Consider the following 26,743-nt stretch of genomic DNA (forward strand, 5'->3'; position numbering starts at 1 on the left):
CCAGTAGCTAAGGTCAACAATGCGCACCAAGAAGTCATTAACGCTGAACTATTTGTAATTATCCATTAGTTAAGATCTAAGGTTCTTTCGCCGCCATTGCGAGTTAGAAACTATAAGTTTAAGGCCAGAATTACTTAGCCACTACATTTGTTGTCTATTTGCTCCAGTAGTTTCTCTAGTACGCAGCGGCGCTGCACCAGCCCGACCACTTTGCCTTCCCCAACCACAGGCAGTACCCGGCGATTGTTGTGCAGGAATTTCTCCGCGATATCGACCAGGTTGCTATTGGCACCGATCGATTCGACTTCGGTTGTCATCCGGTCGCGAACTAACTCGCCGATGGTCGAGAAGTAGCCTCCCATCAGCGCGCCGCGCATACAGTCAGCTTCGGAGAGAAAGCCGATTAGATTGTTATCGGCATCAACCACAGGTGCACCAGACATACTGGCGGTTAGCAGCTGGCGCAGGGCGACGATCACCCCGCTATCGGGTCGAAATGATAACGGTGAACGGTCCATGATGGTTTCAGCGGTGATGGTTTGCATGTTAGGCTCCTGAAGCGGTGGGTCGCTCGTTTGGGTATTGTTGATTGTTATTTGTGGTCGAATGATAGAAAGCAACAGCCGTGCCATCTATAGCATATAAAAATTAACTGTTTTATTACAATCAGTTAGTTTTTTATACGACCAACAAATAACCACTGTCTGGTAATGTATAGCGGTTACTGGGTTGAAGGGGGTCTTCTTTGCACCGAAATGGTGCAGTCCGCCGAAGCGTGCATGCGGGGGTAAGACTAAGCAGAAGTCATAAGATAATGATGATGCTAACGACCGCTTTAAGTCTTGGACCTGCCATTAGTGAGGCAGGATTAACTTCTGTAATACGCACCAAGACGACGTTAAATGGAGCAATTTATAGGTGGCTTTTAATGTGTTTAGCACCGAAATGTAGGTGAACTGAATCATAGTATCGTGCCTGCATATAAATTATTTATATATGCGCTCAATTTTGTTTTTATTCAAAAAAGTATGATGCTCCTTGCTGATGTTTTATTTAACTGTATGCTAATGGCTCAGTGGTCAGACCTTTGATTGCAGTCAATTATTATAGAGGCTATAAGTAAGCAATGAAGCAGCAGTCGTTATATATTCAAGGTGAAGGTTACCAACTACATCTTCGCCATATTTCCAAAAATTCAGCGGGCACACCGGTATTAATGATCCACGGAGCGATAGAGAATGGCTTTATTTTTTATACTGAGAAAGGTAAAGGTTTAGCTTGTTATTTAGCGGAACAGGGCTTTGATGTTTATGTTGCTGACCTGCGTGGTCGCGGAAAAAGCACGCCAATAATAAATGCTAATTCTGATTTTGGTCAATTTGAAGTGATTAGCCAAGATATTCCCATGCTTTTAGATTACATAGCTAAAAAAACCAACAAAGCCATGCATGTTGTTGCTCATTCATGGGGCGGTGTCTTGATGGCGAGTTGTTTAGCTCGTTATCCAGAACGTTTATCACAAGTGTTAAGTAACACCTGTTTTGGCACAAAAAGGTCGGTAACGGTCAGAAGTATAGAAAAGTTTTTAAAAGTGAATTTGTTTTGGAATAATTTTGCCATCAAGCTAGCAAATAAGCATGGTTTTTTAGACGCAAAAAGATATGGCATAGGCTCAGATAATGAAACGAAAAAATCGCTTGCACAGAGTGTTGCTTGGGTTAAAAAAGGTGCTTGGCTAGATCCTCACGATGGTTTCGATTATAACAACGCCGCTAAAAATATAGTATGGCCGCCGTCTTGGCATTTTACCGGGGTAAAAGATAAGGTGTTAGGGCATGAGCAAGATGTAAAAGCTTTTATTGCCGAGTCATATAATCATCAAGCTAAGTTTAATTTACTGTCAAAGAAAAATGGCAATGCCCTAGATTATGATCATATTAATATTCTGACTCACCCACAGGCGGTTACCGATCATTTTCCACTGTTGGCTGTATGGCTAAAAACGCATCAATAATTTGAGTAAAGGCTCGCTAGATAGCCATTTCATTCGAGCCATGATACAGTTTTTGTCTTATCAAAATTAACATTTTGATTTCAGATAATAAAAGCTCAAACTTGTTCAACACCAACCATGCAGTAGGAAGTTCATGTTTAATTTTATAAACCGTTCTATTATGCGTCAGTTAGTTGCTGGCATATCAGGTGCAGTGGCGCTATTACTGATCATCACGTCATTTTTTATCCTGTCAAATGTCAGTGATAACACGCGAACACAAATCATTAACTCAATTGAAGATATTGTGAAACTGCAATCGGCAGAGGTGCGTGGTTTTTTTGAAGCGAAAGGACAAATAGTGCACAGTGTTTTTGCTAGCCCACAAGTTATCGACTGGTTTTCCAACTATGACCAAAGACTTGCAGATATCGATAACAATAAGCAATACCAACAAGTCACTGAATATTTTAAATTTTTCTCAACTAAAGATCCTGCCATTAAAAGTGTCTTTTTTGGCAGTGAAAATACCCATGAATATTTTGACTTAAATGGTCGCTATACCGATGCCGACTATTACACCAATCAACGACCTTGGTGGACTTATGGTATAGAGCAAGGGCAAATGTATGTTACCGACCCTGCCGTCGATAACAATGATGGCTCTATTTCAGCGACAGTAACCGGGCCTTATTACTTACCTAATGGCAAACTATTAGGCATTGGTGGTATTGATATTTTAATCTCCACCATAGGTAAAGATTTACTGTCAAAAATTAAATATCAAGGTGAAGGTGACGCATTTTTAATGACAGATACCGGTAAACTGGTATTTTTTCCTGGTTTTAATACGCGCTTCTCGCCAGGTGATTTGATGCAAGACATAGACACTAAGTTTGCTGATGCGTCGGGCTTTACCCAATTACAGCACCTTGCCTTAAATAATTCTTCCGGTATAGGCAGTGTTGAGTGGCAAGGTGAACAGTATACAGTTGTCTTTAATCAGGTACGCAGTGATTTTCCTAAAATGAACTGGAAGCTAGGTTTTATGGTGCCAGAAAAGCTTATTTCTGAACCCGTTACCCAGGCTTTTTGGTCATCAAGCTTTATCGTCTTGATTATCATCGTCTTAATCTCGGTAGTTGTTTATGTGATGGTTTTACCGCTGACTAAACGTATCATTCGTTTACAACAAACTATGCATGATATCGCGGAAGGTGATGGTGATTTGACTAAGCGTATTGAACCGCTTAAAGATGATGAAATTGGTCAATTAGTCAAAGAATTCAATACATTCATTGATAAAATTCAAGCGTTAGTGAAAGAAACCGTGGTGATTACTGCCGAAGTGGGGCAATCAACCAAGATTGCTTCCGCTATTAGTAAGCAAACTATCGAAATTATTGCTGAGCAAAAACAAGAAATTGCTTTGGTGGCCACTTCGGCGAATGAATTGGCGCAAAATAGTAGTGAAATATCTTATAACGCTAATTTATCACAAGAGTTGGCCAATAGTGCTGAAGCTCACGTTGCTCAAGGGGCATCCGTGGTTAATCAAGCCACTGCCGGTATCAGCAAGTTAGCTGAAAATATTAGTGCCGCGGCAACTGTGGTTAATAAACTGAAAGAAGATAGCCAGAGTATTGGTGACGTGTTGAGTGTGATTCGCGGTATTGCCGATCAAACCAATTTATTAGCCTTAAACGCCGCCATTGAAGCGGCCCGAGCGGGTGAACAAGGTCGAGGTTTTGCCGTGGTTGCCGATGAGGTGAGAACGTTAGCCTCGCGGACACAAGAATCAACGGCGAGTATCGAAAAAATTATCGATGAGCTACAAACCACAGCATCAAAAGCGGTGACAGTGATGGAAAGTAGCCGAGTCGAGGCTCAGTCTAGTGTTGAGCTTACTGAGCAAGTGCAAGCGGTGTTAACTGAGATCACCGGTGTTATTAGTAACATTCAAAGCCAAACACAAGAAATTGCGCTCTCGGTTACTCAGCAGTCAACCGTTGCTGAAGAGGTCTCGAAAAACATCGAAAATGTGCGAGCGTTGACCGAAGATACTGTACAAGGCGCCGCAGAAATGCGTGAGGGTTTACAGGGTTTACAAACCTATTCGGAAAATCTGACTACGGTAGTGAATCAATTCAAAGTTTAATCATTAAACTAAATTAACAAAACTTAAGCGTGCAGATGTTCATCAGCACGCTTTTTTTGTGCTGTTAATAGTGTACTCGCTCATTTAATACCTTAAACGCTTCACTAGCTCTATCTTCTTCAGCGCAAATAGTTAATAAATCTTCAATAAAATTATTTAGCGCTCGGTGTTCAATTTGTCGTACTTTTTCTTGCTGTACTGGCGTTAACATTTGATAGCTAGTAGCAGCACCAAAGTCGCCAAAAATGATATTACCTTGAGTATCAAATAAGGTGTTATGGGCGTATAAATCACCGTGACATACTTTGCTTTTATGTATGTGGTTAAAGACATCTTCCATTTGCTGCACTATGTTGGTGATGAGGGTAATAGTTAAACTAAAACCTTGTGGAAATGTGTCACGGGTACAACTTTTAAAGCAAGGTGGCAGACCTAGGTTTTTATAGTGTTCAGGAATTAAATTCATGATTAACGCTAGGTACTTACCTCCTGAGTTTAAGTCTTCCTTCACTTGCGCCAACGATTGTATTAAATTTGGGTGATTACCGACTTGCAAACACGCTTGTAATTCATCTTCTGGGTAGCCGTCACTGGTTACGTCACCTTTAAATACTTTTACGGCAATGTCATCAGGGAATTGAGACTGGGCACTATGCCAATGGGCTTTTGAAATAACGCCAGAAGCGCCTTGGCCAAGGACATGCTCTAAATTGTAGCTAGCTGATGATAGCTCAGGTACCGATTTCGCCTTAGCTTTTTCTCTGGCACTAAGTTCTGAGAATGGGTTACCGGCAAAAGCCAGCCAAGCTAACTTTGGTAAGTTTAATAACTGCTCAGGACATTCAGTTAACTTATTGGCTGAAATTCGAATCAGTTCAAGGTTATGAGCTCGGGCTAATGATTGCGGTAATTGCGTTAAGCGGTTACCTGCTAAGGCTAGCTTTTGTAATCTAGGTCGTTCACCTAAAGAGTCAGGTAAGGTGGTAATTTGATTATCGGTTAATATTAACCAACGCAATTTCGTCGGCAGTGAGTTTGGCGCTACGTGTGTTATTTGGTTTGATTTAAAGCCAACCATCTCTAAGTTAGGTAACTTTCCTAACACTTCGGGCAGGTGTGAAAATTTATTTTGCGAAGCGAAAATTATCTTCAATTTGGTTAGTTGTACGAGTTCTTCCGGAAGCGATGACAAGTCATTACTTGATAAGTCGAGTATCTCTAAACTGTCAGCCAAGGTTAAAATTTCTAGGGGGAATTCGGTTAAATTTTCAGCGAGTTTTAACTGATTAATGCCGGCGAGTTCACCAGAGCGAAGCTGAGCAAGAGTATGCAAAATAAAGCGTCCATAAGAGTGATTGAAAATGGCGCTAGTGTACTTAAATTCTGGCTGTAATGCTCATGCTATACGATCTAATGTGAATTTCCGCCACATTAGTCAAGCGAGTTTGTGGTTTTACTTTTTGAAAAAAGCACCTAGGCTCATAACTGAAACTAGGTGCAAAAGTGTAGGGAGTTAATTAGTCGCCTTGTAGCAAAATCCTGTAATCAAGGTAGGAGTCCACTTCCGTGTGAGAAAGACGGGTAATTAGTTACAGCATTTATTCTTACTTTTTCCACACACTGGCAACACCAGGCTGTTCACCTTTAGTCCACCAAGCAGCGGTATACGTTACGTTATTATGTGACACTTTATCGCCGCCGTTATACACTAAATCTGCGCGCCATGCTCTTACTTGGCCATCATCAGGAATAACTTCCGACCATGCAGCACTTTGATCTGGCTGTTCACCTTTAGTCCACCAATTGGCTTTATAAGTTACCTCGTTATAAATAACAGTATCGCCAGTATTATAGATTTTACTGCTGTCCCAAGTACCACTGCCGCCGGTATCTTTGTTAGTTACCGTAACGGTGAAACTTTGTGAAGTAACCGCAGTACCATCACTAACGTCAACACTTACCGTATAACTAGTATCAGCAGTTACGTCGCCAGCCGTTAAGGTGATATTGGCACCTGAGCCTGCAAGTGTTAAACCGGTAGGTACTTGCCAGGTGTAAGTTAGTGCGTCGTTATCAGCATCTGTAGCAACAACAGTAATACTTGCTGGCATTGTTTCTTCTAGCGTTACATCACTAATAACGTTAACAACAGGCGCAGTATTACCCGTACTCGGTGCAACGACGGTTAATGTGGTAGATTTACTTACATTTGTTTTACCATCAGATACTGTCAGGGTTAATACATAGTTAGTATTTTTTGTTACAGTACTTGCGGTTATATCAACATTAGCAGCATTAGTTGCGCCCGTTGTTAAGGCACTATCAACGGCCCAGCTATAGGTTAAGGCATCATTATCGGCATCCGTTGCTGTCGCTGCGATAGTAATCATTTCACCAGCGTTAACCGAAAAGCTACTCGCTAATGAAATCACCGGTTTTTTGTTAATTGGACCAACACTACCACCTAAACCTTCATGCATGGCATTAAGAATATCGCCATTATCAGCATCAATTTCCCAGGCAAATAAACCACCTAAACCACTGGCTTTAACATATTGACCTTTAGCAATAACAGAACGTGGGCTATCGTAAGTCACTAAAGTGCCTGATTGCTTGTTCCATACATAAGCAGCATCAGCCATTTCATCATAACCAACTTCAAAACCATTAACACCAGTACCGGCAGCGCCAACCATATGCTGAGCAAGGCCTTTGTAATCAATAATGCCAGCTTCCCAAACACCTTGGGTAGTAGAGCCAGTAAGTTTACCAGTACCGTCAGCAGTCATGGGGTTGTCTAAAATGCTGGTGTTATCAGGTGATACGCCTTGCCAGCCACGACCATACATAGCGGTACCAACAACAATTTTCTTCGCCGGTACGCCTTGTGCTAATAATAAATCTACCGCATTGGTGATGGTATAAGCAGGGCCTTTACGTGGTTCGCCTTTATCATCCAAACCCGTGCCATTACATTCATCAACACTCAAATGGCTACCACAATTTAAACCAGTTTGATGACCGGTAACGTTGTTCCAGCCGCCAAAAAAGTCATAAGTCATGGCAAAAATGTAATCCATAAACTGCGCAGCTGCGGCGTAGTCGACATCTTCAATTTTGTCATAACCTGAGCCGATTGCTGAGGTTAATTCATAGGTGCGACCGGTATCCGCTTCTAACTCGTTTAACATGGTGCGCAACTCTTGCATTAAAGCAACATAAGCTGGACCATCATTAATCGGGTCACCTAATGTTGATGAAGCACCACTACCACCAGGAAATTCCCAGTCAATATCAACGCCGTCGTAGAATTTCCATGTTTTTAAGAATTTCTTCATTGAGGCAACAAACACATCACGGTTAGCTTTCTCAGTAAAACCATAGAAAGGGTCTGATAACGTCCAGCCACCAACAGAAGGCAGTATTTTTAAATCAGGGTTACGTTGTTTTAACGCCATCAACTGCGCGTAGGTACCACGAATAGGCTCGTTTGAGTTTATACCGGGTAAGGTTTTTTGTACTGCTGCCCAGGGGTCATGAATAACCACTTCATAATCAGCCGAGCCAGCACAGGCTTTTTCTAATGCGCGCCAGCTATTGCCATTCTCTATTTCTTTGAGTGACTCATTAGCGCCACAAATTGGAATAAAGCCGTATAATAAATGCGTTAAGTTATCCGCGGGTATTTGGCTAACATCATAACCACGGCCGTAAATTCCCCACTCAACAAAATAAGCACCAACAACATTATCTATCTGTTTTGGATAGCTTTTATTATTCGGATCTATATTCATGGTTAGGGGGGCTAAATGACCGCCATCGGTATCGGCAATAACGATTTCTTTTTGCGCACTGGTTGCACACACTGTGCCTTCACACAATTCGATAGTTAGCTGATGACGACCAGATCTATCATAAGGAAAGTTAATAACGCCGCTTTTAGTGCCTGCAGCGAAAGTGCCTTGATTAACCAGTGCATTATCGAAATACACTTTGTAGCTATCGCCACCAGAGCCGCTCCAGGAATTCCATTTAATAGAAATATCAACTTGCTCTTTTACTGTCACTAAATCTTTATAGGAGCCATTGCCTTCAAGGTCTACTTCTACAAAAGAGTAGGTTTGTGGGGTCCAATCTATACTTGGTGCAGCGGGTGCTGCCGCAGCTTGTTGCGATGATAGTGCGGCACTGATTGCGCACATTGTCAGTAATCTTCTATTCATAATTGCCTCTTATTATAATATTGCTGAATTTTATACCCTTGGTATTATCAGCATTGTTGTTGGTATTATTTTGTGGGGGATTCTTGAGCAAAGGCCTTTTCCTAAGGCAGGGAATTAACGTTTTTGCCAAACCTTGCTGACATCAGGCTGGTCACCTTTGGTCCACCATTTGGCTTGGTAGTTAATTTGTTGATAGCTAACCACAGCACCTTGAGAGTATTCATTTTTAGCATGCCAAATGACCATGCTACCGTCGGTGGGTGAGTCGAGTTGCCAAGCATTGCCGCTGCTAGGAAATTGGTTTTTATTCCACCATTTGGCCGAATATGCTTTATTTTCATAACTAACTTTATCGCCAGTAGAGTAGGCTGTAGTACTTTGCCATAGCGGAACGCTTGGCTCGACTGGGCTGTTAGTGACCGTGACGGTAAAGCTTTTTGTGGTGGTTAACAGGCCATCTGAAACTTCGACACTGAGGTTAAAGTTAGTGTCGTTATCAACAGCCGGGGCAACTATAGTGATATTGGCATCAGTGCCGGTATAGCTTATTTCATTAGGTATTTGCCAAGTGAAGTCCAAGTTCACTTGTTCATCATCAAAGGCATGCACATGAATGTCCTGTGCGGTAGACTCTGCTATAACAATATTGGCAATGTCATTTACTATCGGTGCGGTATTTACTGGTGCAGCTTGGATAGTGAGAGCAAAAGTATGATCTTTATCGGTTAGATAAGTGACATTGCTGAGTAAGTTTGTTGAATCAAAAGCAATATCACCTTGGGCATCTTCTACACCAATATTAAGTAAGTGGCTGTAATCAAGGTTCAATGATTGCGCAAAGTCACTGGCCCAACTTGCATGATTTAACTCGGTTATGGTGAGCTGTTGCTTTATTAACTCTTGGCCGGTAGCGTTGAATACTCGTAAGCTGACGGTTTCACCAGCAACTACTTCTTGCCCTTGTTTTACGTAGAAACCAGCATCGAACCAAGTGTCAGGCTGAACATTATCTCGGACTATGGTGATGTCACTACAGTTATAAAAGCCCTCACCAGCTGCGTCATCTCGCTGCCAGCGGCTATATAAAATGGCATCGCCAACTCTATCTGCGGGTATGTTGACATCCATCTGATAAAAACGTCTGCCATCGTCATCTTTAATGAAATCGACATTAGCGTGTGACTGCACCAAGGTGATATCTGACCAAGTTAGTGGCATGGTGTTGCCATCATAGTTAGGGTTAGATAAATAAAACTGCCAGAAGCTAGGGTTATGTGGCGTGCTGGCTAAAAACTTTATTTTTATATCGCCATTGGCATTTGGCACCACGTCACTGCGTTGCCAATAAGGTGAAGGCAAGTTCATGCCTTTTTTCTTGTCATCGCCACCGGCACATAAAGTACCATCGGGTATGTTGGCTTTCACGGCAGCTAAATTAGTATAATCAGCAGTATTGACTGCAAATTCATGATGCTGGACAAATTGAAAGTGACCAGAGCTTAAGTAAGCGGCACGACAAGCCGCATTGGGAATATTAGAGCCATCTTCAGGCCACCAGTAACCTTGTTGTAATTGACAAAATGCTTGGCGAGCCATAGGGCTGAACATATAACCATGGGCAGCAACTTGCATACTGGCGCCAGATAAGACACTGGTTAGTACTAAAGCCAAGGTAGTGGACTTAAATTTTAGCTGATTTTTAGACATAGAGTTCCCCTAGCGATAAATACTTAAGTATTTATCGCTGGTTAATTATTAAAAAATATTTGAATTAATTGCTGCGTTTATAAACTACAGACGTCATCCCAGTCAGCGCCGCCTGGCTCTGAGCTTGTCCACCACTTTGCTTTAAATACAGCATTGTTGTGCACAACCATATCGCCTTGATTGGCATGGCTAGAGTTACCGGCCCAGTCTTTTTGCGGGAATTCTGGGTAGACCGATAATGTCGCAACATCAACGCCGTCACATGCATCGCCTGTTCCGCCACCTGTGTCACCGCCGCCAGATGTTGCTTCCGGTAAGCTTGGGTACTCAGCTTTGAAGGCAAAAACTTTACCGTCTTTTTCTATGGTGAAGTTAACTGGGCCACTAATTGGCATGTAGTACATCACCTGAGCATTCACGGTTTGACCTGGTGCAAATGGTTCAGCTGCGCCGCCCCATTCGTCAGTCAAGGTAATTGAGAAACGATGGTAATCATTTTCAAAACCGCCAATGTTATCACCAGCAGCATTAGAGGCATTGTTATCAATAGCCATGTTAAGTTTTTTAGTGGCATTCCAATTTGACTTGAATATGGCTGACGTAGATACGGGCACATCAAATGATATTTTTGCCCCTGAAAAATCAATGGTAGAGTTGTTAGTAAAGGCAAAAGTAGGACTAATAGGGTAGTTATCATCACCACTTGGGAAGTCTTTAGCGGTAAAGCTTACATCAACCATTTCTGCTGGTTTTATAAAGTTCTTATTACCTTTATCTATACCATAGGGTGTACCACTTTGATTGAATTTGTCATAAGCAATGGTGGTCATGGTTGAGCCCATAAAGTACTCACCCTTTGTGACATCATAATCAAAATCACCAGCGAGTTCCCAGAACATTACGCCACCTAAACCATTATCGATAACGTAATCAACTTTAGTTGCCATAGATTCTTCATCTTCGGTTGAGATAAAGACTTTTTTACTGTCGTTCCATAACCAAGGTGCAATGGCAACGCTGTCATAATGACGGGTATAAGTGCCCGTTAATTTATCACTTGGCTCATTTTCTGGATCAAGGCCGTAAGCGGCTGAGTAGCTGCCGACAATACCTTTTTCTAAGTTTTTAATGTGCCATAGTGGGTTAGAGCCAGCAGGCACTTCACGATCATTTTCGGTATCATGCCAAAGGTTGTCGATACCGACAGCGCCATTACCGCAGCTATTTTTATCGCCTTTACCTGTACCTTTAGGACAGTTAGCTTGATCTGGGAAAGCTGCTTGGCCCCATAAACCATTGGTACCACCAGTAACATCTTTAAAACCACGGGTGTAATAAGGAATACCAATATTGATACGACCAGCGGATAAACCACCGCGGAAGTATTTAACCGCCCAGTCGGTATTTAAATAACCAATGCCTTCAAACTCTTTAGTGCCGTAGACATCCCATGCGGCTAGCTCAGAATCTAAACCGGTATCAAACAAGGAAGCATTGTGACCTACGTGTGAATTCCATGCACCGTGCAAGTCGTAAGACATGATATTTACGTAATCAAGATATTGTGTTGCTTGGAAGGTTTCCATACCGCGTAATAAGTAACCCGATGATGGTGAAGCTATGGTCAGTAAATAATGTTTACCAGCCGCTTCACCGGCAATATCGAGACTTTCACGTAATGATTTCATTAATACCTGATAGGAAGCATTTAGATGAGCTCGACGGGCATTCGAAAAAGTGAAATCGTCTGGATGACCAGAGTCCGCCATTGATGATGGGTATTCGTAATCAATATCAACACCATCGAAACCGTATTTTTCAATAAATTCAACCGCGCTGGCGCTAAAGGCTGAGATTGCTGCATGATTAACTGTGCCATCGGCATTGGTGGTTAAGGTATAAAAACCGCCATCAGCAACACGACCATTGTCAGCAAAGTGACCACCTGTTTCAGCCCAACCGCCTACCGAAATTAAGGTTTTTACCTTAGGGTGTAACTTTTTATATTTATTTAACAGGTTGAAGTGACCTTTGTACGGCAAGCTAGGATCAAGCTCTGCACCGACAACACCAGGCCATTCCATATTGGTGGCAGGATTGTTGGCTGAATTTGGCTCACCAATGGATACTTTATTGTTAGCGTCTATATGGGCAAAGGCGTAATTGATATGGGTGACCTTGTCCCAGGGAATATCATTAACCAAGTAACTTGGTTGATTGTTTGCGCCATTTCGCCAACTGGTGAAGTAACCAATAATACGGCGCGGGTGATCTACGCCCATCAACTCACGACCATCTTGATCGTAAATTGTACAGTATGGCGTGTTCACGCCTGGCGTTTGGTATAAGCCTTCAGGGCGACAGGCGTCAGCATCGTTACCTGTTTGTCCATCGGTAACTACGGTAAAGTTGATAGTATTACTGAGTGCAGTTGCACCCTGGTCATCGGTTGCTGCAACAGTAAAAGCTTGCGGACCTAAGGCGGTTGCTGTCCAGGTAAAGCTGCCTGAAGCGGCATCGATGGTATTTATCAGTACACCATTGTTAAGTAACGATAACTGAGTCACTTGACCGTCGCTATCAGTGGCGGAATATTCAAAATTTATGGTATTCGCCACTAAAATTTTACTGGGCAAGGTTGCCATTAATGTTGCCGTTGGTGCTTCATTGACCGGAGGCGTATCTTTAGCTGTTACCGTTAGTGTGGTGTTTTCCGTACTCGCTTGTGCACCTTTATCATCAAAGGCAATTGCTTTTAACAGATGTTCACCTAAGACTGCAGACCAAGTGAATTGGTAGGGCGAGCTAGTTAACGTAGTTAACATAACATCGTCTAAATACAGTTCAATTTTGGCAACACTACCATCTTCATCAGCAGCGAACACGGAAAAGACAACGCTGTCATTTTTAAAGAAAGAACTATTTTTTGCCGGTGAGATGATAGACACAGTAGGTGGACTGTTTTCAACCACGACACCAGCACAAGTGCCTAGGTTTTGCCATTCTTGCCATTCGCCAGAATGAGTTACCGGGTCGGTCTTGTTCCACCAGTTTGCTTTAAACGCTTGCTCAGCTGATTTTACTATTTGCTCTGCTACCGATACTTGCTCTGCTTGCCATTGGGTTAAATTACTACAATCATAAGTGGCCGCATAAACAGAATTACTCAGTAAAGCGACGAATAGCGCACTTAACTTTAAGGCCTTATTTATTTTTATTATTTGTTCCATACTCTTCCTTTACATTTATTTAACATCATTCATCATGTTATTTAAAAGTAACACATAAGTTTTAAAGGTCAATATGTCGCCATTTGTAGACAAAAATTAGCAGGATAATAATTAGTTTGTTTTTATTTAGTAAAATCAGTTGGTTGAGAATGTTTTCAGAACGACAGTAAAAAACTGTAATTTTAGACATATTCAGACATATTCAGACATATTTGGATGTATATGGTGGTGTTAATGGGATGTTAATTATATTGTAGCTGTTGTTTAATAGGACTGTCAGGTTAAAAAATAATCATTTGAATATTAAGTTATAAGGTATTCCAAATAAATATATACTACTTGTTTTTTGTGGCGAATAAGATAAAAAGTCTCAAAAAATTAAAGGTTTAGCGAGTGATATTTAGAGTTTTTATTCTATTTTTAGTGTGTAAAAGACCATAAGTAAGTTATTAATAACGATTGGTGCAATCAATATAGATGCAGTGAAATTGTACTGGTCCGTTAACTTTGCCGATGTAATATTAGTTAAAGTAACTGGCCTAAAACACCGTGGCATTATGGGCTACTATAGGGAAAAGCAAACTGCCAGTTTTCTCTCGCAACCACAGCAGAGCTAAGCCATAAACACTGGAAAAAACAATACTGATATAAAAAATATGCCAATGTGATTGTTGCCAAATTAGGCCATTTACTAGCGCAAAAAGCAGCACCAGCAAAATGCCGGCAATATTAACTTGTGCACGATAAATAGGGTAACGTGCCGAAATAATTGCTTTCGACATTACATAGAGTAATACCCCACGATAAAGCATCTCTTTATCTAACCCTGACATTGTCGCTAAAAATAAAAGTTCTTCAGGATCGGTGGAACCATCATCACCACCAAATAAACTGGAAAAAACAAACCTAAACGCTAACAGTAGCAACAGCATTTTTATTGCTGGAATAAGTGAGTTAGGTGCTTGTTTTAAGGTAAAGCCAGCATCGGCTAGGCTAAATTTTTCTGCCCTAACCATAGAAGAAGTAGAGCCAGAAAACTGCATGTAATTACGGAGAATTTATCAGCCCAAGGCCAAGCGAACTGGGCAAATAAATGTTCTAAAGGTAATAGAGTGTTCAGCATGCTAGGAGCTAAGACATAAGCAGAAAATAAGGCAATAGCGACTAAGGACCAATTAAGTTTAATCTTAATAAGTTTACGTTGTGATAAAGCTAAACACAGCACGGCAATAATGGATATATAAGCAGTGAGTGGTATTAATAAATCAACCATACAATATTGACTGCTCTGTTAAGTAGTTTATTTTCATTAACTTAAAGATAACATGAGTGAGGTAAAAAAAATCACCTAGGTAGCCGTGTTATTGGTTAAAAGAGCTAACGGCAAGTTTGCCTTTAGCTCTTTTAATTTTGGGTCTAGCGCTAAGGGCTAGTTGCTTACTTACTCTGCTTGATATTTAGGGTACAGTTTTAAATAATCACACCAAACACTAAAGTGAGAATGATTAAAGCGCACATCAGTTGCGGTAAACCACCGAGAAGATTCTATTGCTTTTAGGCGAAACAATACTTTATGACCGTCGATGGCAATATGACAAATCAAATTTTCCATGGTGCCATTACTGACTTGTACTTCGGCAAAGCCTTTGACATTACGTTGATGTTTTACCATTATTTTAGGCATGGCTATGGCACTAGTAATGAATAATAACAAAGTGAAAAAAGTAAAAAGCTTAACGGCCATAATCCTATTTTTAAAAGTATTTATAAAATAATATTAAGTTTAGCATTGAAAGCTGAATTAAGTGTCTCCATAACTTATAGCAACGCAGTAATTTCATTCTAGTTATAGCAATTCAATTACAATATTATAACAACATGCTCCATAGAAGCATTTATACGAGATAAAATCATGGCTAATTTTGTAGCAATTAAAGCAGACAAACATCAAAATCTTAAAGTTTCAAAAAAACGAAACTTAGCACATGTTGCTAACCAGCATATCACTAGCATAACGGCAGCAGAATATGCACAAGCTTCTGCTAGCTTTCCAATAGTACTGGTTAAAAACCCCGATTCACCACGCTACCGTAGTGTTGTCATGTTAGGTTTAGAAGCAGGTGAAAATTTATATTATAATGATGACAAGTGGTCGGCTTTATCTGTTCCGCAAAGTATTGGCATGGCACCATTCTCTTTAGGTTTAGATCCAGACAAAGAAAAAACCTTAACGGCATGTGTTGATGTCGATAGTGAATTTGTTGGTGAAGATAAAGATTTAGCGTTATTCGAAACTGAGGGTAAAGAGTCAGAATTATTAACGAATGTACAAAATTCACTTGGTCGCTTATATGAAAATGAAAAAATGACTGAGGACTTTATCAAAGAGTTAGAAGAAAATGATCTATTACAAGAGCTTGAATTAAAAGTTGACTTAAGTAGTGGTGAAAAGAAAAAGCTTACCGGTCTTTTTACTATTAATGAAGATAAAGTGAAATCATTAGCCGATGATAAAGTGTTAGATTTCCACAAACGTGGTTTATTTGTACCAATCTATGCCATGTTAGGTTCTTTAGGACAAATGAATCGTTTAGTGCAACTTCGCAATCTTACCGGTAAAAATCAAATTGCCGGTATCCAAATTGCGCCATTAGCTAAACAAGAAACGAAAGAAGAAGTTACTGAGAGTTAATCAACGGTCAAATAGTGACTTAAATATTTTTAAAAAATGATAAAAGGGGCTTCGGCCTCTTTTTTGTTTCTATTTGTTAAAAAAAGTTACTTTTCATATTCCGGTACTGGTGTACCTGTGGTAATTTAGAGACAGTAGAGATTTATAATAATGAGAATGATATGGTCGATAAAAGTACACTTTCTAAGGATATAGAAGAGCAAATACAAAGCCTAGCAAGTGATGTTTACATTCAGGTTGAAAAGAAATTAACTAGCTTGATAACTGCTGCAGTGAATAAGGAAATTAGTAAAAGTACCGATCAACAGAGTAAAAACCTATCAGCACAAGAGCAATCATTACAGCAAAATTTTTCTGAAAAACTAAAGCTGCAAGAGCAAGAACTTGCCCAAATTAAACAAGTATTAGCAGAAAAACAAGCGGATGAAGAGACAACTAAACAGAATTTTCAAGTAGAGCTCACGCAAAATACTATTAATTTTAGCGAGACCATAGAGCGTCTAGAAAAAGAAGTCTCTAACTTAAAGCAGCACAGTACTCAGCAGCATGATGAAAAGCAAAGTAACGATGATAGGTTAGAAGAGAAACTACTCGAAGTTGAACAAGATTTAAATGATAAAACTCAAAAAATTGATGGCTTAAATGGCCGTATCATGGTGCTAACAGAGCAAGATCAAAGTTTAACTAAAAAATTGACCCAAGCAAAAGAGCAAGTGAATACGGTTGTAGTACAACAAGTTGCGGCACTTAATGACGCTAAAAAGCAAATAAACGCCGCTGCACAAAAGCAAATAGATGTCTTGGCTGAAAAGCTGCAACAAGCTCATAGTGAAATTAGCCATGTTAAAGCGCAAGCACTGCAGAGTAATGATAAGGTTGTAGAGGGGTTACAGCAAAAAAATGCCCGGCTGACCGAGCAAGTTCGACAAGAACAAAATGGCAAGGCCGAATTACAACAACAGTTATCAGTCCAGCAAAAATCTATTGATACCGAGCAAGATAAAAACAAGCAAGCCGAGCGAAAAACATCCGATTATCAGGCGCAAGTGATTAAACTAGCAGAGCAAGCTGTGCAAAATAGCTCAGACCATCAGGGGCAAATAGCTAAGTTAGTAGAGCAAGCTGTGCAAAATAGCTCAGACCATCAGGGGCAAATAGCTAAGTTAGTAGAGCAAACTGAGCAAAATAGCTCAGACCATCAGGGGAAAATAGCTAAGTTAGTAGAGCAAACTGAGCAAAATAGCTCAGACCATCAAGCACAAATTACTAAGCTAAATGAACTCACCGCTAGTGGGAGACAAGCTCAGCTTGATGAAATAAAGCAAATGAATGCAGCGGCTGTACAAGCAAAACAATTACAAGACATGGCGCAACAAAAAATTATTGAATTAGATAAAGCTAATGAGCTACTTAGTAAGCAAGTTACCACAGAGCAAGATGATATAAAATTATATCAGCAGGAAGTTGTTGTGCTTAATGAACAAGTTAAGGTAGCGCAAGAGGGGCAAGAAAATATCTTAAAACGCTTTAATAGTAATCGTGATAAACAAGAATTAGAAAATAATAAAGTGAGAGAAACGATTAAGTTCTTACGTGATGAAAATCATGATCTGCTTGGCGCGAACACTGAGCAAGCCACTAAATTCACCGACGAACTCAATGTGGCCGAGTATAAATTGACTGAATATCGTTTGAAATTCGAGTATGCCCAGAAACAATTAACCAGCTAATTGTTCTGCGATAAATATAATTTTGCCGCTATAAAGCCAAGCTATTCGCATTTTGAATAGGCTTGGGTATAATCCAGTTAATTATCGCAACTGAGTATAAGTATAAGTGGCTATTTACCTTCCCTTTGTCAAATTAAGTCAATGGCAGCAAATTGCTTTTTCCGCGGCGCTACTTGAGCGTATGTTACCTAACTATCAAATGTTTAGTGAGGCCGTTGATTTTGGTGATGCTAAAATACTGCGCAATCAACTCGATATTATTTGGCAATGGCTTGCCAATCGTAATACGGTGAAAATTAATATTGATGCCCAACTACTCAAGTTGGAGGCTGAAATACCGGATCCCGAAGCATTTGATTCTTTTGGTGTCTTCCCCGCACTGGATGCTTGTATGGCGTTAACCGCGTTATGGCAATTAATGCAAAGTAAGCCACTGAAAAGATCGACAGTGTCAGAAGTGGATCTAGAGGATATCAAAAGTATTAGTCGCTTATCCCATAATAGTGTTAGTTATTATGTTGAGTTGCTTTTACTTGAAGAAGCTGAGGAAGTGGCAGAGACTAATGAAGTCGCTCAGCAACCTATTACCGAAGCGCTTGAGATCACGGATGAACAAATGAATGCCCATCCATTAATGCAATGGGAAAAAGATAGCCAAAATGAGCTGTTCGACTTTCTAAAATTTGCGGCTGAAGATAAGCGTAGCTGTCAATTAGCTAAGCAGATGAGCCTATCTGAAGGTTTATCGAATTTGGGTATAGAGATCTCTTAGTTTAATAGTGGCTAAGGAAAAGCAAAGCTTAACCTAGCGCTTAAATAAAAATAATAATGTTAATAATAGGAAGAAAAATGAAGTTACTCAGTAACACATTGTTTTCAATCACCTTGATTTTCACCTTAAGCTTATTAGTGGCTACTCCGCTGCAAGCAAGTAGTATGGTAGAGAAAAACACTAAGATTGAACAAGCCATTAGCCAAGCCATGAATACCTTTCAAGTGCCAGGTGTAGCGGTCGCTATTATCAAAGATAACCAGGTGGTGATGAGCAAAGGTTTTGGTGTTATTGAGCAGGGTCAATCAACTAAAGTGACTGCGGAGACCTTATTTGGTATTGCTTCAAATACTAAAGCGATGACAGTCGCATTATTGGCGAGCTTAATTGATGAAGGTAAGTTGACTTGGCAAACTAAAGTCATTGACGTTATTCCTGAATTTCAAATGCCTGATGCCTATGTCACTCGTGCATTCACTATGGTTGACTTGTTAGCCCACAATTCAGGTTTAGGCCTAGGTGCTGGTGATCTGATGATTTGGCCAAACACTAGCTTAAGCAATGCCGATATCCTCAACGGTTTAAAATATTTACCGGAAGTGTCTAGCTTTCGTAGTGAATTTGCTTACGATAACTTGATGTACATTATTGCCGGGGAAGTGATTGCTCGTATCACCGGACAATCGTGGCAAGAGGTCATCCAACAGCGTATTTTTACGCCACTTGGCATGAACAATACCCGAGCAACCTTCTCACAAATTGAAAAAACAAATAAAAATGTCGCCAGAGCGCATGTGCCACTTAACGGAAAATTACATGTGGTTGACGGTGATTTCTTAGAAAAATTCTCCTCCGCGGGCTCTGTTGCTTCAAGTGTAAATGATATGAGTTTGTGGCTGTTGGCTCAGCTTAATCAAGGCCAGTATGGCGACATAGCCGAGGCTGGTATTATTGATGGCAAGGCAGCTCGATTATTTTCAGCCAAACAAAGTCGTGCCATGTGGCAGCCGCGCACCTTATTATCGGTTACTGATAAAGCGACTCAACAAGATAAAACCCATTTTTCTGCCTATGGTTTAGGCTGGTTTATGAAAGACTACCATGGGGTGAAATTAATTCATCACAGTGGTGGTATCTTAGGCATGGTGTCAAAAGTGGTATTAGTGCCAGAAGAAAATTTGGCTATGGTGATCCTGACCAACCAGCAATCGGGTTATGCTTTTAACGCTATCTACCACGAGATCTTAAATGAGTACCTTGAGTTAGAAGAAAAAGATTGGATCGCTTACTATCACGCGAAACAGCAAAAAAACAGAGCAAAAGAGAAAAAGCGCTTAGCTAAAATGGCGGATTCAGTCAATAAAAACTCAGTACATTCGTTGGCACTACGTGATTATGCACAAAGCTATGTTGATAATTGGTATGGAGAAATTCATATTAGTTTTAAAAATAATAAGCTGCATATGCAATTTTCTAATACCGCAGCGTTACAAGGTACACTAGAGCACTACCAGCATAATACCTTTATTGTCCGTTGGCATGATAGAACCCTTGAGGCTGATGCCTTTGTGAATTTCAATTTAAATGAAGAGGGTGGTATTAACTACGTCACCATGAAGGCGGTATCGTTGGCGACCGATTTTAGCTTTGATTTTCATGACTTGAAATTAGTACCTAAAAAATAACTCACTAAGCTGAACTCTGGATAATGGCTGATTGCTCGCTAAGTGCAGTTTAACGAGTTTACTAATGAAAAAGGAGTGCTAATCTGGCACTCCTTTTTTGTTTTTAGCCAATAAGCTAATCCAATTCAGCGTGGATATTAGCGGAGAAATTGTGTTTTTGCTTGTCGTTTATGAATCACATTATTGATATCTAGCTGGGTGTATTCATCAGAGGCTTTAACGCTGACCCCTTCATGCTTTAATAACCAGAGTTTACGTTCAATACCTCCGGCATAACCCGTTAAAGCGCCATCAGCACCAATAACGCGATGACAAGGTACTATTAAAGTAATAGGATTTCTGCCATTAGCGCCACCAACCGCCTGGGCAGCTTTTGGCTTATTGAGCATCTTGGCTATGTCGCCATAGGATTTTACTTGCCCAAAAGGAATTTCTGTTAGACAACGCCATACTGATTGTTGAAATGATGTTCCTAGTGGATCCAGCGGCAGGGTAAATACTTGGCGCTCACTGGCAAAGTATTCTGTTAATTGCTGTTTGCACAGTGCCGTGATGTCATTAGTTTTGCCTTGCGCTTGTTCACCACCACAAACTTTATCACCACAAAAAATAGCTTGGCAAATGCCTTGCTCGGAGGCCATAAATTCAAATAAACCTAATGGCGTGTCGAGATAGTCGGTATACATACTTGTTGTTGCCAAAAGTTGCCTCCAGTGCTTTAATTTATTGTTTCAAGTTATGACTTCAAAATATTGTTACCAATAGCGAAATTAGGCTTTATATTGATAGAGCTGATAGACAACCTGACCGGCGATTTTTTCTTTTAATAATTGCCAGTTTTCTGGCATAAGCTGTTTGCTTTCAACTTCCATTTCGACATAAATGAGTGCTTGCTCAGCTAAACCATATTGATTTAATAATGCTGCCGCTTGCTCTACTAGCTGTTTTCTAAAAGGAGGGTCGAGAAAAACTAGATCAAAGGGCTTGTGGCTACTTGCCGTTTTCCCCAACTTAAGAAAAGCAAGTGCATCACGGTTAATCACCATGACATTGTCAGCTTTAAGTAGCTCTTTATTGGCTTGTAGTTGTTTAGCCGCGGCTTTATTTAATTCCACTAAGGTAACTTGAGCAGCGCCACGTGATAATGCTTCAAAACCTAAGCCACCAGAGCCAGCAAAGCAATCTAAGCAATTAGCTTGATTAATGTAAGGCATTAGCCAGTTAAAGACGGTTTCTTTTACTCTATCGGTGGTTGGCCTTAGACCATCAGCCATTAATACCGGTAATTTCCTGCCTCTATATTTTCCGGCAATAATGCGGATCTTACCGGTAGATTTTTCCTGAGTCATCCCCGCAGGAGCTTTTCTATTAAGTTGTTTTTTTGCTTGTTTCATATCACTGACAATTTTGCTATTAAGTGCTAATATAGCGCCAATTTTATCCTTGTTTGGCCTTTATACCAAGTAGATTAATTAATCCAATTGGTATTATCGCAAACAAATCCATACTGTAATACCAATCGGACTAATGAACTGATCACTTAGCGAGAATTAAAAGGCTTAGAGGCAAGGCATTGATTGATGAGAATGGTTATTCCCTTGTCAAAATCAATAACGCCGCATGTAAGCCTTTACTTTTTATTAGGTACTCGCCCTTCGGGAACTCGTTAGCAAACTGATAACGTCACAAAATGAATGAAATATAGAATAACTATGTTTAACTCATTTTGTTTGTTCTAAGCTCACTAACGTAGTTCTAAGTTGGTCAGTTAATTAATCCGTTTGGTATAATATATTTAGGTAGCTAAAAGTGTCGAAAAAAAAAGGTATGTTGTCTTGGTTAGGCTTTGGCAAAAAAGCCAAGCAAGCAAGCGCTGAAAAAAGCACAGCAGAAAGTTCAACAGAGCATCTTCCCGATGCTAAGCTTGCACCAGCGCCCGTAGTTGAGCCACTTGTCGAACCGATAAGCGAACCGACCAGTGAGCAAACCGCTGAACTAAGCACAGCAGATGTCGCTGGGCCAGAGAAAATTGTCCCGGCAGTTAATGATGCGAGCAGCGTCGAACATGAAAGTGGCGAAGAGCAAAAAGTCGAGCATGGCATTAAGGTTGCCGAACCAGTCGCTGACGTTGTCGACAGCATTATTGCTCTAGCTGATGAAGTGCTACCCGAGGAAAAATTATTAGCTGAGATGACCGCTAGTGAGCAAGGTGAAGAAACAACTGAAGCTGAGTCTGCTCATGAGTCAGTGCAAAATAAACCAGTACCAGCAGGCAGCTCAACAACGCTTGAGCCGAGTGACATCAAGACCGTTGCGGACCAAGATGAAGAAAAAACTGAAACAAAAGCGGAAGCTAAGCTGGGTTTCTTTGCTCGCTTAAAGCAAGGATTAAGTAAAACTAGGCAAAATTTAGGTGGTGGCTTAATTGATTTGTTTCGAGGTAAACAAATTGACGATGACTTATTTGAGGAGTTAGAAACCCATTTGTTGTTGGCCGATGTTGGTATTGAAACCACCATGAAAATTATTGATTCATTAACGAAAAGTGCTAGTCGAAAGCAGCTAAAAGATGCTTCTGCCTTGTATGACTTACTGAAAATAGAATTAAAGAAAATCATTGCAGATGTTAGCCAGCCTTTAGTTATCCCAGAGAGTGACGGACCCTTTGTTATACTGATGGTTGGCGTAAATGGTGTTGGTAAAACCACTACTATAGGTAAATTGGCTAAGCAATTCCAAGCTGAGGGTAAATCCGTAATGCTTGCTGCAGGGGATACGTTTAGAGCCGCTGCCGTTGAGCAATTGCAAGTTTGGGGAGAGCGTAATAATGTTCCTGTTATTGCGCAACATACCGGTGCTGATAGTGCTTCTGTTATTTTTGATGCCATTAGTGCCGCAAAGGCGCGTAAAGTTGATGTCCTCATTGCTGATACGGCGGGTCGTTTACAAAATAAAGCCCATTTGATGGAAGAGTTGAAAAAAATCGTGCGGGTAATGAAAAAATTAGACGTTAATGCCCCACATGAAGTGATGCTTACCCTTGATGCGGGCACCGGGCAAAATGCTTTAAGTCAAACTAAGTTGTTTGATGAAGCGGTCGGTTTAACGGGGTTAACTGTGACTAAGCTAGATGGTACCGCCAAAGGTGGTGTTCTTTTTGCTATTGCCGATAAACATAATATTCCTATTCGTTATTTAGGTGTGGGTGAAGGTATCGATGATTTAAGACCCTTTAATGGTGATGACTTTATCGAGGCAATTTTTAGCAAATAAATAAGCACAGCCTCAAACGACTTTAAAACAGATTATTGCTTGGTGATGCTAAATAAGCATTTTAAAGCCGTTTGAGTATATTGCGGGGAACTGTGCTAAGTTATCCTGCTAATCAGGGCAAAATATAAAAACAATATGATTAATTTCAATAAGGTAAATAAAACCTATCCCGGTGGGTTTTTGGCATTAAAACAAGTGAGTTTTAGCTTGGCAAGCGGTGAAATGGCATTTTTAACGGGCCATTCAGGCGCAGGTAAAAGTACTTTATTAAAATTAATCTCACTGATGGAAAAGCCTAGCTCTGGCAGTATTCAAGTAAATAATACCGAGCTAGCTGACATTAAATATAAGCAGGTTCCTTATGTGCGCCGTGGTATTGGCATGATTTTTCAAAGTCATAATTTACTTAAAGATCGCACCGTTTTTGATAATGTCGCTTTACCTTTAATTATCGAAGGTGTCAGCCATAAAGAAATAAAAAAACGGGTTGCTACTGCATTGGATAAAGTGCATTTAGCGGCCAAATTAAAATGTTACCCACATATGCTTTCGGGTGGTGAACAACAGCGTGTTGGCATTGCCCGCGCCATTGTCAACAAACCGCCTATTCTGCTTGCCGATGAGCCAACAGGTAATCTAGATCCCAAGTTATCGCTAGATATTATTCATTTATTTGAAGAGTTTAATGCCGCAGGTGTCACTGTGTTGATTGCTACTCATGACCTAGGTTTAATTGCCCGCATGAAATATCGTACCCTGACGCTAAAAGAGGGCACCATGATTAATGATGGTATTGTAGATGGCTTACAAGTGCAGGGGGGTTAGTGATGAACAATATGCATAGCAGTGGTTTAACAGCACGTTCAAGTTTATTAACACGCCTTTTAACCTTACCGATACGACATGTGCAGCAAGCCATAGGTAGCTTAGGTGATTTATGGCGGACACCTTTTACTACCGTGATGACGATTTTTGTTTTAGGGATCAGTTTGGCTTTGCCTGCTACTTTGCACCTTTTTGTTAAGAATGCCCAGCAAGTTAGTGAACAATGGGATAGTGCTGCGCAAATCACCCTGTTTTTAAAGCTATCAACCAGTGAAAAGAGCACACAAAACCTGATAAAACGTATCAGCCTTTATAATGAAGTCGCCGAAGTTCGATATATTTCCGCCGAACAAGCCTTAAAAGAGTTTAAAATTTTATCCGGTTTTGGCCAGTCACTTGACTATTTAGAGACCAACCCATTACCAGCGACATTGCTGGTGACACCAACACAAAGAGCCAGCCAAGCGCAAGCCGCTAATGCCTTATTAGCAAAATTGAATAAAGAGCGCGAAGTTGACCAAGGTAAGCTAGATTTAGAATGGTTAACACGTTTAGAGGCCATAGCGCGCTTAATTGAAGATATTGTCCTTGGTGTCGCCTTATTGTTATGTTTATCTGTGGTGCTTATTGTTGGTAATACCATTCGCTTAGCTATTTTAAATGAAAAAGATGCTATCGCTATTATGAAATTGGTGGGTGCAACCGATAGTTTTATTCAGCGGCCCTTTTTATATGCGGGTATTTGGTACGGTATTTTTGGCGGCATACTTTCATGTATTGCCGTTACCTTACTTGCTTGGTATCTAGGTTATGCGATAAGTGATTTAACTGAACTTTATCAAAGTAGTTTTCAATTACAGGGTCTTGCTGGCAGTGAAGCCTTAATGCTTATTGCTTTTGCTGTTGTGCTGGCTTTACTGGGTAGTTATATCTCGGTCAGTCAACATATCAAGGCAATAGAGCCCAATGCGGATTAACAACGAAAAAATAAGTTTGATTGCAACGGATTGTTTTCTTACTTATCTGTTTGTTTCTTCGCTTGTTTAAAGCTGAAAAGTAAAGCCCCTTACAAAGTGTCACATTTAATTCATCAAAAATTTGAAAGATCGCCTTGTGCCCCCCTTTTTATTAGGCTAATGTTCATGTCCCCGCTATCGCAAAGAGTGTCGAACTATGTTACTATCGCGGGCGAATCAAAGAGAGAAAGGAGAGTTATTATGAGTCAAACAATGCAACTTACCCTACCAAAAAGTGGTAGCATCGAAGCATATATGCAATCAGCGTATAACATTCCTATGCTTACGGCTGAAAAAGAGCATGATCTGGCTACTCGTCTTTATAACGACAATGATTTATCAGCGGCACAAGAATTAATTATGTCGCACTTACGTTTTGTTATTCATGTTGCTAAAGGTTATTCAGGTTATGGTTTGCCTCATGCTGATTTAGTGCAAGAAGGCAACGTCGGTTTAATGAAAGCGGTTAAACGCTTTAACCCCGAAGTAGGTGTACGTTTAGTGTCTTTTGCTGTTCATTGGATTAAAGCAGAAATTCATGAATATGTGCTTAAAAACTGGCGCATTGTCAAAGTTGCCACCACTAAAGCGCAACGTAAATTATTTTTCAATCTACGTAAAAATAAAAAACGTTTAGGCTGGTTCAGCACCGAAGAAGTAAATACGGTAGCAGAGAGTCTTGGTGTAACCACTAAAGACGTTATGGAAATGGAATCTCGTATGAGTAGCCATGACCAATCGTTTGAATTATCAAAAGACGATGATGATAATATTGGCGCCGGTAGTTTTTCACCTGCGCAATACTTGGAAGATAAACAATCAGATTTAGCCGTTGAAGTTGAAAATGATAATTGGGAACGTCATGCCAATAAGCGTTTATCAACCGCACTGGTGACACTGGATGACCGTAGCCAAGATATTATTAAAACACGTTGGTTAACAGAAGATAAAACCACCTTGCAAGAGCTAGCTAATAAATATCAGATATCAGCAGAGCGGGTAAGGCAGTTAGAAAAAAATGCTTTATCTAAATTAAAAAATACCATGGTATTTGATTAAGCTTTATCTAAACTCAAAAAAACCTATGTAAAGAAACCGACTTGATGTCGGTTTTTTTATGGCTAAATTTTACTGCATAGTCATGTTATAGCAATTTCATTAAATGATTGCCCACTTGTGCTGGTTAAAATACTCCAAGGCGGCGTTGCTCTCAATCCCAATAGCCAGCTATTGGTCAATCGAGCGCCTTTCCCTGATTTATTTTCCCTACGCACAACAAGATCACAAACTTAATGAAAATGGTATTATCAAATTTATCCCCACCTTATCGCTAGTCATTAATCCCATTAGAGCGTTATTTATTTTGCCACCAGCTAAAAAATAACCTTTCAGGTAACAGTTGGTTACAACTATAGGCTTAAAAGTCACCAGTTCGTTGC

The 26,743-nt window shown here is 40.4% G+C and carries 20 protein-coding genes; 11 read left to right on the top strand and 9 right to left on the bottom strand.

Annotated elements, in window-relative coordinates; all coding sequences use genetic code 11:
* Positions 1–134: 134 nt before the first annotated feature.
* Positions 135–545, bottom strand: a complete 411-nt coding sequence (locus tag ASU03_RS00450; RefSeq protein ID WP_057829944.1) for a CBS domain-containing protein — start codon at positions 543–545, stop codon at positions 135–137.
* Between the two features lie 581 nt (positions 546–1,126).
* On the opposite strand from ASU03_RS00450, the gene ASU03_RS00455 reads away from it, so the two are divergent.
* The gene (locus ASU03_RS00455) at positions 1,127–2,014 is read left to right on the top strand and encodes an alpha/beta fold hydrolase (protein ID WP_057829945.1); all 888 of its coding nucleotides are present in this window, start codon (positions 1,127–1,129) and stop codon (positions 2,012–2,014) included.
* A 133-nt stretch (positions 2,015–2,147) separates the two neighbouring features.
* On the top strand, positions 2,148–4,151 hold the full coding sequence (locus ASU03_RS00460) for a methyl-accepting chemotaxis protein (RefSeq protein ID WP_057829946.1): 2,004 nt from the start codon (positions 2,148–2,150) through the stop codon (positions 4,149–4,151).
* A 64-nt stretch (positions 4,152–4,215) separates the two neighbouring features.
* Here the strand turns inward: ASU03_RS00460 and ASU03_RS00465 are convergent, their stop codons facing one another.
* From ASU03_RS00465 to ASU03_RS00495, 6 genes are all read right to left on the bottom strand, one after another.
* Positions 4,216–5,484 carry a leucine-rich repeat-containing protein kinase family protein gene (locus tag ASU03_RS00465; protein ID WP_057829947.1) on the bottom strand — a complete coding sequence of 423 codons (1,269 nt, stop codon included), beginning with the start codon at positions 5,482–5,484 and terminating at the stop codon, positions 4,216–4,218.
* A 271-nt stretch (positions 5,485–5,755) separates the two neighbouring features.
* On the bottom strand, positions 5,756–8,374 hold the full coding sequence (locus tag ASU03_RS00470) for a glycosyl hydrolase family 18 protein (RefSeq protein ID WP_057829948.1): 2,619 nt from the start codon (positions 8,372–8,374) through the stop codon (positions 5,756–5,758).
* A 114-nt stretch (positions 8,375–8,488) separates the two neighbouring features.
* Positions 8,489–10,081, bottom strand: coding sequence for a lytic polysaccharide monooxygenase (locus ASU03_RS00475; protein WP_057829949.1), 1,593 nt, complete (start codon positions 10,079–10,081; stop codon positions 8,489–8,491).
* A 77-nt stretch (positions 10,082–10,158) separates the two neighbouring features.
* A complete protein-coding gene (locus tag ASU03_RS00480; RefSeq protein ID WP_057829950.1) occupies positions 10,159–13,311 on the bottom strand; it encodes a glycosyl hydrolase family 18 protein in 3,153 nt (1,050 codons plus the stop codon).
* A 539-nt stretch (positions 13,312–13,850) separates the two neighbouring features.
* Complete coding sequence (locus ASU03_RS00485; protein ID WP_082627075.1) at positions 13,851–14,354, bottom strand: CPBP family intramembrane glutamic endopeptidase; 504 nt, start codon at positions 14,352–14,354, stop codon at positions 13,851–13,853.
* A 398-nt stretch (positions 14,355–14,752) separates the two neighbouring features.
* A complete protein-coding gene (locus ASU03_RS00495) occupies positions 14,753–15,055 on the bottom strand; it encodes a hypothetical protein (protein WP_231731451.1) in 303 nt (100 codons plus the stop codon).
* Positions 15,056–15,223: 168 nt separating this feature from the next.
* Here ASU03_RS00495 and ASU03_RS00500 point away from each other — a divergent pair, with 168 nt between their 5' ends.
* The 4 genes from ASU03_RS00500 to ASU03_RS00515 all read left to right on the top strand — a co-directional run bounded on the left by ASU03_RS00500 (position 15,224) and on the right by ASU03_RS00515 (position 20,190).
* Positions 15,224–16,003 (top strand): SapC family protein, encoded by a 780-nt coding sequence (locus ASU03_RS00500; RefSeq protein ID WP_057829954.1) that lies wholly within the window; start codon positions 15,224–15,226, stop codon positions 16,001–16,003.
* A gap of 161 nt (positions 16,004–16,164) precedes the next feature.
* Positions 16,165–17,733, top strand: a complete 1,569-nt coding sequence (locus ASU03_RS00505; RefSeq protein ID WP_057829955.1) for a hypothetical protein — start codon at positions 16,165–16,167, stop codon at positions 17,731–17,733.
* Positions 17,734–17,839: 106 nt separating this feature from the next.
* Entirely contained in the window at positions 17,840–18,505 is a 666-nt protein-coding gene (locus ASU03_RS00510; RefSeq protein WP_057829956.1) for a YjaG family protein, read from the top strand.
* Between the two features lie 77 nt (positions 18,506–18,582).
* On the top strand, positions 18,583–20,190 hold the full coding sequence (locus ASU03_RS00515; RefSeq protein WP_057829957.1) for a serine hydrolase: 1,608 nt from the start codon (positions 18,583–18,585) through the stop codon (positions 20,188–20,190).
* A gap of 137 nt (positions 20,191–20,327) precedes the next feature.
* Here ASU03_RS00515 and ASU03_RS00520 read toward each other — a convergent pair whose 3' ends face one another.
* Positions 20,328–20,876 (bottom strand): methylated-DNA--[protein]-cysteine S-methyltransferase, encoded by a 549-nt coding sequence (locus ASU03_RS00520; protein WP_057829958.1) that lies wholly within the window; start codon positions 20,874–20,876, stop codon positions 20,328–20,330.
* 84 nt (positions 20,877–20,960) lie between these two features.
* Complete coding sequence (gene rsmD, locus ASU03_RS00525; protein WP_197411162.1) at positions 20,961–21,584, bottom strand: 16S rRNA (guanine(966)-N(2))-methyltransferase RsmD; 624 nt, start codon at positions 21,582–21,584, stop codon at positions 20,961–20,963.
* A 433-nt stretch (positions 21,585–22,017) separates the two neighbouring features.
* On the opposite strand from rsmD, the gene ftsY reads away from it, so the two are divergent.
* From ftsY to ASU03_RS00550, 5 genes are all read left to right on the top strand, one after another.
* Complete coding sequence (gene ftsY, locus ASU03_RS00530) at positions 22,018–23,463, top strand: signal recognition particle-docking protein FtsY (protein ID WP_057830101.1); 1,446 nt, start codon at positions 22,018–22,020, stop codon at positions 23,461–23,463.
* A 135-nt stretch (positions 23,464–23,598) separates the two neighbouring features.
* Positions 23,599–24,288, top strand: coding sequence for a cell division ATP-binding protein FtsE (gene ftsE / locus ASU03_RS00535; RefSeq protein WP_057829959.1), 690 nt, complete (start codon positions 23,599–23,601; stop codon positions 24,286–24,288).
* A gap of 11 nt (positions 24,289–24,299) precedes the next feature.
* Complete coding sequence (gene ftsX, locus ASU03_RS00540) at positions 24,300–25,265, top strand: permease-like cell division protein FtsX (RefSeq protein WP_057830102.1); 966 nt, start codon at positions 24,300–24,302, stop codon at positions 25,263–25,265.
* A 240-nt stretch (positions 25,266–25,505) separates the two neighbouring features.
* Complete coding sequence (gene rpoH, locus ASU03_RS00545; RefSeq protein WP_057829960.1) at positions 25,506–26,363, top strand: RNA polymerase sigma factor RpoH; 858 nt, start codon at positions 25,506–25,508, stop codon at positions 26,361–26,363.
* 103 nt (positions 26,364–26,466) lie between these two features.
* Entirely contained in the window at positions 26,467–26,688 is a 222-nt protein-coding gene (locus tag ASU03_RS00550; RefSeq protein WP_057829961.1) for a hypothetical protein, read from the top strand.
* The last annotated feature ends 55 nt before the right edge of the window (positions 26,689–26,743 follow it).

The organism is Colwellia sp. TT2012, from assembly GCF_001440345.1.
Classification (GTDB): domain Bacteria; phylum Pseudomonadota; class Gammaproteobacteria; order Enterobacterales; family Alteromonadaceae; genus Colwellia.

What these genes read in the sequence shown, in the direction of transcription:
- ASU03_RS00475 (WP_057829949.1), bottom strand. Translation starts at nt 10,081, where the DNA reads ATGTCTAAAAATCAGCTAAAATTTAAGTCCACTACCTTGGCTTTAGTA.
- ftsE (WP_057829959.1), top strand. Translation starts at nt 23,599, where the DNA reads ATGATTAATTTCAATAAGGTAAATAAAACCTATCCCGGTGGGTTTTTG.
- ASU03_RS00495 (WP_231731451.1), bottom strand. Translation starts at nt 15,055, where the DNA reads ATGGCCGTTAAGCTTTTTACTTTTTTCACTTTGTTATTATTCATTACT.
- ASU03_RS00515 (WP_057829957.1), top strand. Translation starts at nt 18,583, where the DNA reads ATGAAGTTACTCAGTAACACATTGTTTTCAATCACCTTGATTTTCACC.
- ftsX (WP_057830102.1), top strand. Translation starts at nt 24,300, where the DNA reads ATGCATAGCAGTGGTTTAACAGCACGTTCAAGTTTATTAACACGCCTT.
- ftsY (WP_057830101.1), top strand. Translation starts at nt 22,018, where the DNA reads ATGTTGTCTTGGTTAGGCTTTGGCAAAAAAGCCAAGCAAGCAAGCGCT.
- ASU03_RS00450 (WP_057829944.1), bottom strand. Translation starts at nt 545, where the DNA reads ATGCAAACCATCACCGCTGAAACCATCATGGACCGTTCACCGTTATCA.
- ASU03_RS00480 (WP_057829950.1), bottom strand. Translation starts at nt 13,311, where the DNA reads ATGGAACAAATAATAAAAATAAATAAGGCCTTAAAGTTAAGTGCGCTA.
- ASU03_RS00485 (WP_082627075.1), bottom strand. Translation starts at nt 14,354, where the DNA reads ATGCAGTTTTCTGGCTCTACTTCTTCTATGGTTAGGGCAGAAAAATTT.
- ASU03_RS00505 (WP_057829955.1), top strand. Translation starts at nt 16,165, where the DNA reads ATGGTCGATAAAAGTACACTTTCTAAGGATATAGAAGAGCAAATACAA.
- ASU03_RS00500 (WP_057829954.1), top strand. Translation starts at nt 15,224, where the DNA reads ATGGCTAATTTTGTAGCAATTAAAGCAGACAAACATCAAAATCTTAAA.
- rpoH (WP_057829960.1), top strand. Translation starts at nt 25,506, where the DNA reads ATGAGTCAAACAATGCAACTTACCCTACCAAAAAGTGGTAGCATCGAA.
- ASU03_RS00520 (WP_057829958.1), bottom strand. Translation starts at nt 20,876, where the DNA reads ATGTATACCGACTATCTCGACACGCCATTAGGTTTATTTGAATTTATG.
- rsmD (WP_197411162.1), bottom strand. Translation starts at nt 21,584, where the DNA reads ATGAAACAAGCAAAAAAACAACTTAATAGAAAAGCTCCTGCGGGGATG.
- ASU03_RS00470 (WP_057829948.1), bottom strand. Translation starts at nt 8,374, where the DNA reads ATGAATAGAAGATTACTGACAATGTGCGCAATCAGTGCCGCACTATCA.
- ASU03_RS00460 (WP_057829946.1), top strand. Translation starts at nt 2,148, where the DNA reads ATGTTTAATTTTATAAACCGTTCTATTATGCGTCAGTTAGTTGCTGGC.
- ASU03_RS00455 (WP_057829945.1), top strand. Translation starts at nt 1,127, where the DNA reads ATGAAGCAGCAGTCGTTATATATTCAAGGTGAAGGTTACCAACTACAT.
- ASU03_RS00550 (WP_057829961.1), top strand. Translation starts at nt 26,467, where the DNA reads ATGATTGCCCACTTGTGCTGGTTAAAATACTCCAAGGCGGCGTTGCTC.